The sequence below is a fragment of the Mesobacillus harenae genome (genome assembly GCF_013343715.1).
GTDB lineage: Bacteria > Bacillota > Bacilli > Bacillales > Cytobacillaceae > Mesobacillus_A > Mesobacillus_A harenae.
Genome location: NZ_JABUNR010000006.1, coordinates 86568 through 101419, shown reverse-complemented (window position 1 = coordinate 101419; position 14852 = coordinate 86568). Strand labels below are relative to the sequence as shown.

Genomic DNA, 14852 nt, shown 5'->3' with positions numbered 1-14852 from the left:
TGAGTCCGAATGCGTAGCTGATCCGGACAGCCAGACCGTGAATATTCTTATGTTTCTAAGAAAACAACTATTTACCACAAAGTAAAGAAACCCTATTAATAGACAGTGTGCCTATTAATAGGGTTTGTGTTAACTTTCTTATTTACCGCTTGGTTGGGCATATTCATGCCGAGCAGCTTCAGCGATTAATTTAATAACCTCGGTATTATCCAAGACACCCTCAAAACGTTCTGAACCAAGACCTGTTGCAAATACAGGTACCATATTTCCTGTATGTCCACCAGTAGCGCCTTCTGCACGAATTTCTCTGCTCACAACACCTACATTATTGTGTTTAGCAATTACAGAGCCGATTTCCCAGCCTGTACGATAGGCAGCATACACCTTGCCGTCTGTATCCTTAATGTTATTCTTTAATTCCGCTACTTCTGCCTCTGTCAAGTCGATGTTTGCATATTCCTTAAAGACACTTTTAATACTTTCGTCAGTAACAGTTCCATTTTCTTGTACCAATTTACCTGCCATAAATTCAGGTGAAACATCGATTGCTTTTAAGCCCTCAATATCCATCGTTTCTGTTGCTGAAATACCCATCGTTTCGTGGTCAGCAAGAACAACTACAAGAGTATCGTTCCTGTCTTTCGCCCAGTTGACGACTTCTTCTACTACACTATCAAACTCGACCGTTTCCTTCCAGATGCCTGTCGCATCAGCAGCGTGTGAAGCATGGTCAATACGAGCACCTTCGACCATCAGGAAGAATCCGTCTTTCCCTTGTGATAAAACCTCAATGCCTTTTTTTGTCATTTCGTTTAATGTTGGTTCTTGGCTATTAACATCATCTTTATCTGTTTTGTAGTTCATATATGAAGAGTGAAAAAGGCCTAGCAATTTATCAGGTGTTCCTACACTATTTAATTGATCACGATCACTAGCAAACGCATAGCCATTTTCTTGGAATTCTGCAACTAGATCGACACCATTTTGTTTTTTAGGGCCAAAATAACTTGCACCGCCTCCAAGAAGAACATCATATTCAGCTGCAAGCATTTGTCTTGCCACTTCTTCCTGTCCGCTCCAACGGTTAGCAACACTAGCTGTGAAAGCCGCAGGAGTTGCATCTGTTACCGTATTATTAGAAATGACACCCACTTTCTTTCCGCGTGCTTGAAAGGCATCGAGCATACTTTTCACTTCATTGCCCTCAGCATCCACACCGATCGATTCATTGTTTGTTTTCGTGCCAGTAGCAATCGCTGTGCCGGCAGCGCCTGAATCTGTAACATTATTATTAGCAGAATAAGTGTGCATAAGTGCGACATTTTCAAGAGACTCCATAAATAAGCGGCCATCTCTGCCATGCTCCAACAGCCTGGCAACCTCTAGCTGACCGATCCCCATTCCATCTCCGACCATCACGATCACGTTTTTAGGTGCTTTTTGGCTAACATTAGCCTTTGATACTTCTGCCTTTGCAGCTACGGTCGCAGCAGGCGAGTTTGATAGATTGTTAATCCCAACGAAACCGCCAGCTGCAAGAGTACCAGTTAATGTAACCGCTAACACTTTAGATTTTAAAGACATCTGTTTTTCCTCCCAGTTGAGTTGTTTATGTACAACTATTAATTTACTTTATAATAGAGAAGGCGGTCAATGGATCTATTTACTTAAATCTCTAGGGCTATTTTAATAGAATTTGCTGCTGATTCCGTCTCTATTTCTTATAAAACCCTTTAATAACACAGAACAAAGGAAATACAGAGGTTTCTATTAAAAACAGTTTAGTGCCTTTCGCATAGCCGAATAGTCCCACGAAATAGGTTTTAAAAAATTCATCATGTTAGTTTAAGGTTAATCGAATCATATTTATTTGCTGAAAAATCTCATTTGCAAAATATCGCTTTAAACAAGTAGCCTAAATAAAATTTCTCGTTACTTATCTCACTCTAAAAGGAGATCGGTCACTCCAGAAAGCAGTCTATCGAATTGGTTCTATGCTAATCCTTTATTCCAGAACTCCTTAACACACAAAAAAAGAGCCACAACGGCTCTTAAATCAAATTCTATTATAACTTTCTGTTCAGCATCCGGTCGAGTGCAAGCTTTGCATCTTTCGCGATTTCTTCACTCACTTTTATGATATTGTGCCCTTCCGCAGATTCCAGGTTTTCAAGCGACCACACTAAATGAGGAAGGTCAATCCGATTCATCGTCAGGCAGGGACACATATGCGGATTAAGAGAAACGATATGTTTGTCTGGGTGGTTTTCAATCAGCCTGTTAACGAGATTCATTTCTGTTCCAATCGCCCATGCTGTACCTGATTCCGCATTTTTAATGGCATCAATAATATAACTGGTTGAGCCAGCCATATCAGACAGCTCTACCACTTCACGACGGCACTCAGGATGAACGATGATTTTCATATCAGGATAATACCGCCGAGTGTTCATGATATTCTCAACTGTAAAATTTTCATGGACTGAGCAATGTCCTTTCCAAAGGATTACCTTGATATTAAGAGGGTTTCCCTCATATTCCAATGTATCAGTGACCGGATTCCAAACGGCCATCTCATCAAGAGGGACTCCTAGATTCACGGCTGTATTTCTGCCAAGATGCTGGTCTGGCAGGAATAAAATCCGCTCCTTTTGTGAAAAAGCCCATTCCACCATTGGCTCTGCGTTGGAGGAGGTCACAGTTGCGCCTCCGTTTGCTCCGACAAACGCTTTAATTGCAGCTGTGGAATTCACGTATGTTAACGGTAAGATGGTATCTCCGAAGATTTGTTGGAGTTTAACCCAAGCTCGCGCCGTCTGGTGGATATCGGCCATATCGGCCATCGAGCAGCCAGCCCTCATGTCCGGCAAGATGACCTTTTGGTTGTCTCCACCTAAAATATCAGCTGTTTCAGCCATAAAGTGCACTCCGCAAAACACTATAAAATCTGCTTCCGTGTTTGCAGCCGATAATTGGGCCAATTTTAGGGAGTCGCCCGTTGCATCGGCAAATTGGATGACCTCATTCTTTTGATAATGATGACCAGGTATGAAAAGACGCTTTCCATATTCACTTTTTAATTCTTTTACCCTGGCTTCAAGCTGTTCAACAGACATGTCTCTGTATTTTTCGGGCAGCATATGACTCTTATCGAGTGAAGCAAGCAAACTCATTTTTGTTCCTCCCCTTTTCGATCCCAGGAAACTTTTACACTTATATCCAAGGCTTTTGCAGAATGAGTTAGAAAACCTAATGAAATATAGTCAACACCGGATTCGCGATAGGAACCTAAGCTATCAAGGGTGATTCCTCCTGATGCTTCTGTAATGATGGCTGCAGGAACGAGACCAATCCACTCCCGAATTTCTTCTGGTGTGCGGTTATCAAACATGATAACATCAGCCTTTGCCTCGATCGCTTCAAGAAGCTGTTCACGTGACTCGATTTCTACCTCCACCTTGACCATATGGCCCAATTTGCTTTTAACCGACGAAACGGCATTTGTAATCGAACCGGCAAAGCTTATATGATTATCCTTAATCATAACTCCATCATACAGGCCATATCGGTGGTTAAAGCCACCGCCGCAGCGAACAGCGTATTTCTCCAACATTCGCAGCCCCGGTGTTGTTTTCCGTGTATCACAAATTCTTGTATGGCTGCTATTTAATGTATCAACAGCACGGCGAGTCAGGGTAGCGATACCGCTCATCCGCTGGACAAGATTTAAAATGACTCGCTCGCCCTTTAATAAATCAGCAATGTTGCCTGAGGCAGCGGCTATCGTTTGCCCAACCTCAAATGGTTCTCCATCCTTCACCAGCACCGAAGCTTTTATATCCGGATTTAAAACGCTAAATCCTTTTTTAATTACCATTTCCCCGCAAAAGATACCAGATTCCTTAGCTAAAAATACAACCGTTCCTTCGGTTTTATCAGCAAAAATCAAATCACTTGAAAGATCTCGCTCTCCAATATCCTCGATAAAAAATTGCTCAAGTAGCGACTGCAATTTTAGTGTATTCACTCTGTTCTCCCCTTTTTCGTTGATACAAAATACGTTTCTTTAGCCAAGCCTGGTCATCCTCAAGCGGATAATCACTTCGAAAGTGACCGCCCCTGCTCTCCGTCCTTTCTAGGGCTGATTGTGTAATTAGTCCGGACAATATCCCCATAAATGCCTTTGTTATATCTTTTGTAGAGTATGAATCAAAGCTTTTTTGCTCTAAATCAAATTGCCTGATCCAACTCAATTGCTGTTCGAGCAATGTTTTAGTCCGGACAATGCCGACTCTTTCCATCATAGAGTTTTGTAACTGGGTGATGTCAGGCAGATTAAGGCCTGACATTGTTGTAAAATTGGCATTCATTACAATCTGTTGATCTCTCTGTAATCTCTGCTGTGCATTAATGTGTTCTGCAAGTGCCTTACCTTGATAAATCCCTTCCAATAAGGAGTTGCTTGCAAGCCGATTTGCTCCATGCAACCCTGTGCATGCCGCCTCGCCAATCACATAAAGTCCTGGGATAGAAGTCCTTCCGGCAAGATCCGTTTTGACGCCTCCCATTAGGAAATGGCTTCCTGGAGCGACAGGAATTTTTCCATACTCAAGCTGAATTCCGTTCGCTTTGCACATAGCCGAAATTGAAGGAAAGCGGCCCTCAAAATCTTTTATCATACTTATATCTAAAAATACGTCATCTTCGTTATGTAAATAATCATAGATTGTCTGTGCAACCACATGTCGTGGGGCAAGGTCCTTATATGGATGGACGCCAGCCATGATTGGGTGCCCGTACTGATTAATCAGAATCCCACCCTCACCGCGGACCGCCTCCGAAATAAGTCCTCTCGTTTCACCGTTCACATATAAAAGGGTAGGATGAAACTGGATAAATTCCATATCAATGATTTCAGCTCCTGCAAGATAGGCCATCGCAATCCCGTCCCCAGTGACGGTTTTTGCATTCGAACTGTATGTATAAAGCTGCCCGCAGCCTCCAGTTGCAAGGACGATATGGTCGGCATAATAGGTATGAATACTACCGTCGGGCGCTTTTCCTTTTACTCCAATACATTGACCTTTTGCATCTAGGAGAATCTCATAGACAAATACATCTTCCTCGGTCGCTACGTTACTCCTCAATTGCGATAAAAGAAAATCAACCATGTGTTTACCTGTAGCATCGCCGCCTCCATGGATAATCCTTTTTTCACAATGGGCACCTTCTAAACCAAGAAGAAGCCGTTTTTCTCCGTCTCTGTCAAAAGCACAGCCCTCATCGGCCAAACGTTGAATCAAGTGTGGTGCTTCGTGAATGATCTGGTAAACAGCTGAAACCTCATTTTGATACCGGCCCGCTTCAAGCGTATCGGCTGCATGCTTTTCGGGATGATCCTCGGAGCTAAGAGCTGCCGCAATGCCACCCTGAGCTAAATAGGAGTTAGCGTTCTTAATGTTTGATTTTGTGAGAACTCTCACATTCTTTTCCTGCCTTATCAGCCTGGCGAGCTGCAGGGCTGCCACTCCGCTGCCGATGATTAACACATCAGTGTAAGTCATGTTCACCCTCCATATCATTACAGGTGTCTTGACATCTATATTCACACATATTTAAACTATTGACAAGAGTTTTATTAAAGCCTAATGAAAATGGAGATAGCCATGAAATATTTTGATTATGCAGCAACTTGTCCGATGGATCCTGAAGCATCAAAAGTATATGTTAAAGCTGCCTCCGATTATTTTGGCAATGCAAGCAGCTTGCATGATATTGGCGGGAAGTCATCCGTCCTGCTAGAGCAATGCCGGGAAGAACTTGCGAGGCTATTAGGAATCGAGCCAGCAGGTCTTTATTTTACCAGCGGCGGTTCAGAGAGCAATTTTTTAGCGATTGAGGCGCTGTTATCGGATACCCCTAAAAAAGGCAAGCATATTATCGCAAGTATCGGGGAGCATTCGTCGATCCATGGGACCCTGGCCAGATTAGAAAAAGCTGGCTATGAAACTACCTATCTTCCGTTTATGCCTACTAGCGGTGTGATTTCATTGGAGGATTTTAGAGCTGCCATTCGGGAGGAAACGGTATTGGCTGTCATCCAGCATGCCAATTCTGAACTTGGGACAATCCAGCCGATCAAAAGTATTGCGGAAATTTGCAAGGCTAACAACATTTATTTACACAGCGATTTTGTACAGTCTTTTGGAAAGCTGCCGCTTCGTTCCGCAGAGCTTGTCAGCAGCTTCTCTTTTTCAGCTCATAAATTTTATGGACCAAAAGGAATTGGTGGAGTTTACATTGATCCATCAATAACTTGGAAACCGTTTTTCCCGGGCAGCACCCATGAAAAAGGCTTACGGCCTGGTACCTCGAATGTCCCTGCGATAGCAGCCATGACAGCCGCAGCCCAACTAGCCTTTAGCGCATTGGAAAAGGATAATATTAACTATAAACAGCTTCGGCAGCTGCTAATAGGAGAGCTTGAGCCAATTAAAGCATGGATGTCGATCCATGAAGCCTCTGAAAAATCTCAGCTTCCTGGTATCCTTGGTTTAAGGATTGCTGGGATCGAAGGCCAGTACGTGATGCTAGAACTCAACCGGAAAGGCTTTGCTGTCTCGACAGGAAGCGCCTGCCATGTGGGCTTGCATTCTCCATCAAAGGCCATGCAAGCTCTTGGCATATCAGGCAAGGAAGCAAAGGAATTTTTGAGAATCTCACTTGGCCGTTTTACGGAAAAAAAGGATATTATTCAGTTGGCTCAAGAAATCGTACTAATTGTTCTGGCTATGAAGAAAATTAGTTAGTTTGGTTATGGGATTTTAAATCTGTGTCCAAGTTGTGACATGGGATGTGCAGAAGAAACTAAAAGAAGAGGTATTAGTGGAAAAGCAAGGTTTCTTTTTACTTAAAAGTATACTAAAGTAAGGTTTCACCTTATAATAAATCGGATTGAGCGTATAGGAGTGAAATAATGAAGAATCAGAAGAAGTTATTAGGCGAAGAACGGCGAGAAATGATCTTAAATCTGCTAAAAACAAGTCCAGCTCCTGTAACCGGAGGCGAGCTCGCGTCTCAAGCGAACGTGAGCCGGCAGGTAATCGTTGGAGACATCACCCTGCTCAAAACGAAGAACGAGCCAATTATCGCAACTAGCCAGGGGTATATCTATATGCAGTTGCAGAACTCCCTTCACCTTTTTGAGAGAACCATAGCCGTCTGCCATACTCCCGACCAAACTGAGGAGGAACTTAATCTGCTCGTCGATCAAGGTGTTACAGTTAAAGACGTAAAGATTGAGCATCCCGTATACGGTGATCTTACAGCCTCTCTAATGGTATCCAACCGTAAAGATGTTAAACAATTCTTATATAACATTAGAAACACAAAAGCGGCCCTTCTATCAGCATTAACAGGCGGAATCCATCTCCATACCATATCTGCAACATCAGAACAAACATTGGATGAAGCCGAAAAAGCCCTTGCAGAAGCTGGATTTCTATTAGAGTAGTTTTTTATAAAAAGAGCCCGGGCAAAGCCCGGACTCGATCTTTCATTTAATTTGTGGCTTCAACCGTATACAGCTTGATATCTTTAGTATCAAAGCGATAATACTTATCCTTCTCGGTGAACTCAACCAATCCAGCGTTATCTTTTACCTCTTGAATCACTTCTGCCTTTTCATTCTTCTCTACTGTTTTTGAGATGGATAAATCCCCACCGAAAAAGTACGTTATCTTGAACTGTGACATATAAATAATTTCCTCCTAAAACAAAGTTGACACTATATTAATTGCCCTTTAGGTGGATAGTGTAAACATTAAATTAAAATTCGACTATAACATAATGTAGAAATCGTAACCGTATGGGGGGCGGAAATACGCTTGCAGGACTATTTTACATGAAACATCCCCTTATCTTTGATAAGGGGACTCTAATGTTAGGTTACTTTTACTTTATTTATGATTCTCACTATTCAGCTTTGGTATTTTATGGGTTTTAAGATCATCCCAGATCACTTGGCTAGCATCCATTTGCTTACTGGCTAAACCAATAACATTAGAAGGTAAATATTGTGGTCCTCCTGGCCAGGTATGACCCCCACCTTCAACCTTATACAAGATAACCTCAGTTCCAAATTTACCGCCACCATAAATCTCTCTACGGATCTTGGTTGGATCATCTTCTGCTATTTGCGGAAGGTAACTTACTCTCGGTCTTTCCACCGTCTTGTTTGCCGCTGTCCAATAATCGATTGTTGAATCAACAGAGAGTAAAGATCCCGGTCTTCCTTCATATGGAACCACAGGATCGGTGTCCCCCATAACTAACACAGTTGTAATTGGATTTTTCGGGGCTATCTCCGCCATGTTGTGTCCTAGTTGACCTGTCACTGCTCCAATTCCAGCAATCCGGTCTGATAACTCTACCGCTAAACGGTTTGAAAACATCGCTCCATTAGACATGCCAGAAGCATAAACCCGGCTTAGGTCAATGTTAAAATCATCATTAAATGAATCGATCAAGGCAGAAGTGTATCCAACATCATCAATACTAGCAAGAGTTCCAGTAGCTGATCCAGTATTCCATCTTCGAACTAGTGGTGAATTCGGATCAAAATCATCATTCTCAGGAATAATGACTTCATCGTTTTCGTTAATGACTGTGCTATCAGGAAATATAACGATGAATCCTTCCTTTTCAGCAATCTTCTGATACCCTGTCAACAAAATTTGGCCAGCGGAACTGCTACCTGACCCATGAAACGAAAACATAACCGGAAGCGCTTTCTTTCCTGTGTAAGAAGTAGGGACATAGTATTGGAACGTTCGCTCATATCCTCCAAATTCCATTTTTCCGCTCTTTATATCGTATGTAGGTTCCTCTGCTGCGACTACCGAATACATGGACATAACGAGCCCTAGGACAAGAAAAATAGAGAGCTTTTTTTTAAAACTTTTCATGAATACCTCCTATTTAATTAAATATTCTGAACACTTATAGTATAAGCAAGCTGGTTAATAGTAGCAATGTCAGATACAACAAATGGGTCTTTAGTTTACCTATAAAGGTTAATTGTACCTAGTCAGCACAATTCCTCCTATTAAAAACCAGTTTGCATCAGAAAAATCCAGCTATTGTCTTATCATTCGGATTCCTATTACAGCAAAATCATACTCCCATTTAGAAGGTTTACATCACCATAGAAGTATTACATTCACTTGGCGAACTCTCCCCTATCTTAAATTTCTTCCTCAAACTCATCCAACCTTCTCATTTAAACTTTTAGCTCTTACTGATTTCTTATAATGTCGGCTTAGAATTACACCATAAACTGATGCCAGTACTTGCTGAAATAGCATTCCGATTACGACCGGTACAGCTACCGCTGCAGGGAAATAAGTAACAGCTATTACGGCCCCAGCACTTATATTACGCATCCCTCCTGTAAACGTTAAGGCTATTACGGTTTCTCTATCATTCTTAAAAAAGTTTGCCGATAAGAAGGAAAGCATATACCCCATAAAAGCTACGCCCAAGACGGTTAACGCTATTCCTATTAGTTTCAAATCAACGTTTCTTAAATATGGTGCAACAACGGATGCATTAATCATAACAACAACAGCTAAACCTAGTTTAGAAAAAGGTGCCAGGCGTGGGCTAAGTACCTCCTTGCATTTCCCTTTCGTTACTTGATTTAAGAGCATCCCCAAAAAGGAAGGAATAACAATCATAAGGACTAGTCCCTTCATCATACTCATCACCTCGATCTCGACACTTGTCTGTAAAAGGATGGATAAGGTGAAGGGTACGATCAATGGTGAAAGAAAAGTATCGATCAGAATAATCGACAAGGTCAGCGGGATGTGCCCCCGATAAATGGAAACCCAAATAAAACTGGATATACCAGTTGGAATAGCCATAGCCAAGACCAAGCCAGTAATCGTATAAGTGTCGCCAGGAAACGCCACTAAGCCTGTTCCCCATGCAAGGAGTGGCATTACAATATGTAAAATGAAAAATACCAAAAAAAGTGGCTTTGGATGATAGATCGTTTGTGTAAGAGAGTTGAAGTTTGAGCTTATACTCCCTGAAAATGTCATGAATGCAAATAGCCATGGGATGAGGTAAGCATAACCGCTCAAATGTTCCGCCAGTAATACCCCTATTATGACGCTTGCTGGAGTAATGATCGGCATTATTTTTTCCAGTCGTTTATTAATTCTGTACAGCAACTTTGATCACTCCAATAAAAAAGTGGCAATAGCCACGATCCAATTCTAATTCAATCTAGCAGATCATTTAATTGTATAGCAATAGAATAAGAGGTCCAAATATTTTGTAAGAATGATTTTACTTTTTTATAGAAATTCATAAAAAATGAGAGGCATCAAGGATGCTTCTCACACATTTAAATTATAAAAATGGCTAACACTCCAGATTTGTTTATACCTTTTGCCTTCTCATCCATTGCGTTGCAGCCCACTTATCTCCGACTATAACAGGAGCCCCGCCATGTAAAGTTAATTCATTTAAATTTTGATTATCATAGAAATATTCGAAGTATACTGCCATGCCTTTTTGTGGTGATACGGACAAATTGAGTTGTGGGAAGAATGTTTCGCCGCCATATTCTACATCATTTAAGTACATAACTAGCGTGCTGATTCTGGGATTGCTGATTTGTTTGCTGGCTGACGCAAAATAATCATGATGTGCTTTGTACTCTTGGCCAATCTTATAATTAAGAATTTGAAGGCCTTCACCATGCTCCGTAGGTATACTCATGATCTGTGCTATTCTCTTTTCAATTCGTGCAACAACGTCACTTTCGCCGTCTTGAAAAAACATGCTGCTGTTTGTTCTAAGTTGATCTGCTTCACGTGTCTTTCCAATCTTGGCACGTTGCATTCTATCTTGAGATAAGTTAATTAGCTCATCACATTCTTCATGGCTCAACACATTACCTAAGATTACAATCAATGGTTCTTCTAATCTGGCAATTATATTAATTTCTCGATCTTCAGTAATTATTTTATTTCCAATATGATTGAAAATAGTTTGTTCCTTAATAGTAACTTGGTTAGCATCCATTATCACGTTCATCAACCTTTAAGTTTATTTTAATTTTCGGAAAAATAAGATCGAAAGCGACATTAGGTTATTGAGAAGAACGATTTTCTATCTTTAGGTTTTTGCCTCCTGCATTAAAAAATGGATGTTAATGTTTGATGTTATTTTACACCCTGTAATCAACTATATCTATCTTTTATTTTTTATTATTAAAAGGATATTCTTTCTTTCAATAGCCGTTTTATTGAACCTTTTTAATTTGATCCATATTAATGCCATTAAAACCTCTTTCTTATGGTCAAATATGGTAATCTTGTTTTATAGAGGTTTTACTCTCTTCATTTATATAAAAGTTTTTGAGGTGATAAGATGATTATTTTTATAACAGTTATTCTGCTTATATACTTGTTTGATTTTACAAAAATAAGAAAGCAGAACGAGACGATGATTGAACAAAATGAAAAGATTATTTCATTACTGGAACAACTGAGGAATACAGTGTCGAGCATTAAATATCTCAGCCATCCCGGTTAATAGTGATTACCCAACGATTATACCTAATTTGATTTATGGGGTTTTCAGTCCCCATCTCTAGTTAATTATGGAAGGTTAATAGAGTGTGTAAAAAAATTATATTTTATATAAGGAGATCCTATGAAAAATTCACTTGAAGATAACCACGAGGATATTAATTTAAGAGCCAAGAAGGGTTATCCTATCTTACTTTCTGGGCAATCGTCTTCCTGCTTTTCACTTGTTTGCCATTTATATTTCCAATGAAAATCGTTTATTTAATCTGGATTTTTGGCTTAGGGGCAATTTTTCCCTTTGGCATTCTACTTAGTAAACTGCTGGGAATTGATATACTTGCTGCTTGAAACCCTTTAAGTGCGTTAGGTGGAATTGTTGCTGCTCCTCAGGCATTTTTCATTCCTGTGTTCATAATCGTCTACATGCACATCCCAGAATGCCTTCCGTTTACGATTGGGTTACTAGGAGGATCACATTTCTTGCCTTATATGTGGCTCTATTAAAGTAAGGCTTATTTATTCGTTACATTGGTTGGCTTCATAAAAAGCTTCTGCAGATAGTGAAAATGCAAACCAAGACCATAAACACGACATGCTGATTCCCCCGATACTCTTTATTTTACGATTTATGGTTTACATAATAAAATTATGTTTAAAATGTTGTGAGCTTTATACTACAGTATATTTTTTTATAGTTTTCATCAAAAATGAAGTGAAGATTAATACAATTGGTGATATGTATTTTCCTTTTGGGGATATAACCGAAAACTCTCGCTTGCACTCCTTCTCTATTGGGAGTTTATACATGAGATGGTGTTTAACTTCGGTACGAACTACTAATGAAGACAAAAAGCCAATTCCATGCTTATTTAAAATGGCTTGTTTAATGGCTTCGTTTGTACCTAGTTCATAAAAAGTATGAAGTGACCGGTCTTCTTCGCTTAGAAAACTCTCTACGCATTCCCTTGTATGTGATCCCTCCTCCCTCATAAAGAAGGTTTGATTTCTCAAAGCATCAAGTGTATTCTTGTCCGAGTACGTTTCCTTTAGGTCAATGGAACAGTAAATCCCAATCTTGTCTTGAAAAAGAGTTTGAAAGGTAAATCTTGAATCGTTAAATTTTTTACCTACTATCGCAAGGTCAATCTTACTCTCATTTAATTTTTCTATGATGTAAGACGTTTTTTCATTTATTAAGTTCACTTTAATATTCGGGAACTTTTTTTGGAATTCGATCACTAAGCTTGAAAGAACAAAATCTCCTATCGTTGTTCCACACCCAATCGTCAATTCACCGGATTCTAAGTCTTTTAATGAGACTAGCGCCTTTTCAGCTTGATTTGATAAGGATATAATTTGAACAGCATAAGTCATTAGTTTCCTTCCGCCATCAGTCAACTCGACCCGTTTCTTTGATCGGTAAAATAAAGGTAATCCAAAATACCGTTCAAGTGCTTCAATTTGTCGGGAAACAGCAGGCTGACTAAGAGATAGCTGTTCAGCAGCTTTTGAAAAATTCAGGTGTGTTGCTACATAATAAAATGTTTTTAGCTGATGGAACTCCATTAAAATTCACCCTCGTCCTGTATAAATGTTACACTCGTATTACATAAAAAAGAGATGTGCCTTGTACTGAAAAAGCACAAGAGCCCACAGGTAAAGTAGTCCTTTGATTTTACCCTTGTATTCGTGAGCTGCTCGAAGACAAGCGGCACTATGCAAGATATGAAGGTAAGCTAACTCCTTGTGAAAACTGTCTAGTCGCTAGATGCTAGACAGTAGTCTAATGACTAACCCTTTATGCTTCCTATTTCTAAAAAAAGGAGACCAATATGGAACCCACTCGGATATCACTAACCTCGTTTTCAACCGGATCTGGCTGAGCGAGTAAAGTCCGGTCCTCTGACCTAACGCAAGTTTTGCGTAATATACCCGTTTCAAATGATAAAAAACTGCTTGCTGGCATTGGAGAAGATGCCATTGGATATCAGTGGGATGATGATATTATGGTTCAATCAGTAGATATTATTACCCCAGTTGTTGATGATCCTTATCAATTTGGCGCAATTGCCTGTGCTAATGCTTTAAGTGATCTATATGCCAAAGGAGCTGACCCACTTTTTGCCCTTAATATTGTAGGATTCCCTGCTTCCACCCTTCCTTTATACTATCTTGAGGAGATTCTTAAAGGTGGTGCAGATAAACTAAGAGAAGCAGGCGCACATATTGTAGGTGGTCATACGATTGATGACCCTAGCCCTAAATATGGCCTGTCTGTTACCGGTACAATTCCAAAAGATAACTTTTACATAGGGAAAAAGGGAGCTGCAGCAGGAGATCTAATTGTCCTAACAAAACCAATTGGCATTGGGGTTTATACTACTGCAATTGATCAAAAGCAGGCAACTGAAACCCAGCAAAAAGCGGTAGTGCAAGAAATGTTAAAGCTCAACAGATCCGCCTCACTTGCAATGAGACAGGTTGACACTCACGCTTGTACAGATGTTACAGGGTTTGGCTTAATTGGACATTTAAGTGATATTGCCTTTCATAGTGAAATATCATTCCGCATCCAAGTGAACAAAATTCCCTTTTTACCTGACTCCCTCCAATTATTAAAGCAAGGCTGCGTGTCTGAAGGGCTATATAATAACCTTTCTTCCTATAAAAACAATGTTCAGCACTTGACTGATTTATCACAGGAAGAGGAATGGCTGCTTTATGACCCTCAAACCTCAGGAGGCTTGTTAATCTTCGTACCAGAAAATCAGGCTGAAAAACTTCTCTCCCTGTTAGCCGAAAGTGGGGAAACGGGCGAGATCATTGGAGAAGTTATCGAGAAAAATGATTATCATATTACTACTAATAAAAGATTTCTTTAAAAAGCAGCATCATTAGCTGCTTTTTTTATTTTTAGTAATTTAAAAGTTTCAAGTTATGGATAATCGTTTGGGTTGGCATCCCCGGCACGGTATTACCGAAGAATTAGCTGTCTAATTTAGCCATGCATTCGGACTCCTGGTAGCTATTTCGTGCTCGAGCTGTCTGAATCAGTCATGCATTCGGACTCCCAACACTCAATCCTCGACTTTCCTTATCTGATTATAACCGTAGAATCTAGAATGCCATAAAAAGCGGATTCCATAGTCAGCAAGCGCTCTCTCAGTTGCGCCTCCTATTCAAACGACTTCCCCATTAAACCCTCCAGCCTTATAAAAGTTAACCAGCCGACTTCCCATCCATTGA

Annotated in this window: 12 protein-coding genes and 2 pseudogenes; 5 read left to right on the top strand and 9 right to left on the bottom strand. The window is 40.3% G+C overall.

The genetic code is table 11. The features are described 5' to 3' along the window. Positions 1–138: 138 nt before the first annotated feature. From HRJ06_RS09100 to nadB, 4 genes are all read right to left on the bottom strand, one after another. Entirely contained in the window at positions 139–1584 is a 1446-nt protein-coding gene (locus HRJ06_RS09100; protein WP_242035178.1) for an alkaline phosphatase, read from the bottom strand. Between the two features lie 482 nt (positions 1585–2066). Then, the gene (gene nadA / locus HRJ06_RS09095; protein ID WP_174732223.1) at positions 2067–3173 is read right to left on the bottom strand and encodes a quinolinate synthase NadA; all 1107 of its coding nucleotides are present in this window, start codon (positions 3171–3173) and stop codon (positions 2067–2069) included. Beyond that, positions 3170–4027, bottom strand: coding sequence for a carboxylating nicotinate-nucleotide diphosphorylase (gene nadC, locus HRJ06_RS09090; RefSeq protein WP_174732221.1), 858 nt, complete (start codon positions 4025–4027; stop codon positions 3170–3172). The genes nadA and nadC overlap by 4 nt, the downstream gene beginning before the upstream one ends. After that, the gene (gene nadB / locus HRJ06_RS09085) at positions 3996–5564 is read right to left on the bottom strand and encodes an L-aspartate oxidase (RefSeq protein WP_174732219.1); all 1569 of its coding nucleotides are present in this window, start codon (positions 5562–5564) and stop codon (positions 3996–3998) included. Before nadB ends, nadC begins: the two co-directional genes overlap by 32 nt. 102 nt (positions 5565–5666) lie before the next feature. Between nadB and HRJ06_RS09080 the strand changes: the two genes are divergently transcribed. Both HRJ06_RS09080 and HRJ06_RS09075 read left to right on the top strand, forming a co-directional pair. Next, positions 5667–6809, top strand: a complete 1143-nt coding sequence (locus tag HRJ06_RS09080) for an IscS subfamily cysteine desulfurase (RefSeq protein WP_174732217.1) — start codon at positions 5667–5669, stop codon at positions 6807–6809. Between the two features lie 167 nt (positions 6810–6976). After that, a complete protein-coding gene (locus HRJ06_RS09075; protein ID WP_174732215.1) occupies positions 6977–7513 on the top strand; it encodes a transcription repressor NadR in 537 nt (178 codons plus the stop codon). Between the two features lie 46 nt (positions 7514–7559). On the opposite strand, the gene HRJ06_RS09070 is transcribed toward HRJ06_RS09075, so the two are convergent. The 4 genes from HRJ06_RS09070 to HRJ06_RS09055 all read right to left on the bottom strand — a co-directional run bounded on the left by HRJ06_RS09070 (position 7560) and on the right by HRJ06_RS09055 (position 11103). Continuing rightward, entirely contained in the window at positions 7560–7754 is a 195-nt protein-coding gene (locus tag HRJ06_RS09070; RefSeq protein WP_174732213.1) for a hypothetical protein, read from the bottom strand. Positions 7755–7958: 204 nt separating this feature from the next. Then, positions 7959–8966 carry a CE1 family esterase gene (locus HRJ06_RS09065; RefSeq protein WP_174732211.1) on the bottom strand — a complete coding sequence of 336 codons (1008 nt, stop codon included), beginning with the start codon at positions 8964–8966 and terminating at the stop codon, positions 7959–7961. A 297-nt stretch (positions 8967–9263) separates the two neighbouring features. After that, positions 9264–10238 carry a bile acid:sodium symporter family protein gene (locus tag HRJ06_RS09060; protein ID WP_242035177.1) on the bottom strand — a complete coding sequence of 325 codons (975 nt, stop codon included), beginning with the start codon at positions 10236–10238 and terminating at the stop codon, positions 9264–9266. Between the two features lie 211 nt (positions 10239–10449). Further along, positions 10450–11103, bottom strand: a complete 654-nt coding sequence (locus HRJ06_RS09055) for a 2OG-Fe(II) oxygenase (RefSeq protein ID WP_422392722.1) — start codon at positions 11101–11103, stop codon at positions 10450–10452. A 342-nt stretch (positions 11104–11445) separates the two neighbouring features. Between HRJ06_RS09055 and HRJ06_RS09050 the strand changes: the two genes are divergently transcribed. Together HRJ06_RS09050 and HRJ06_RS23680 are read left to right on the top strand one after the other, a co-directional pair. After that, entirely contained in the window at positions 11446–11610 is a 165-nt protein-coding gene (locus HRJ06_RS09050) for a hypothetical protein (protein ID WP_174732207.1), read from the top strand. Positions 11611–11810: 200 nt separating this feature from the next. Continuing rightward, a pseudogene (locus tag HRJ06_RS23680) lies at positions 11811–12110 on the top strand (DUF7010 family protein). A 165-nt stretch (positions 12111–12275) separates the two neighbouring features. On the opposite strand, the gene HRJ06_RS09045 reads toward HRJ06_RS23680, so the two are convergent. Beyond that, positions 12276–13172, bottom strand: a complete 897-nt coding sequence (locus HRJ06_RS09045; protein WP_174732205.1) for a LysR family transcriptional regulator — start codon at positions 13170–13172, stop codon at positions 12276–12278. Between the two features lie 332 nt (positions 13173–13504). On the opposite strand from HRJ06_RS09045, the pseudogene selD reads away from it, so the two are divergent. After that, a pseudogene (selD, locus tag HRJ06_RS09040) lies at positions 13505–14488 on the top strand (selenide, water dikinase SelD); the annotation flags it as partial. Positions 14489–14852: the final 364 nt, after the last annotated feature.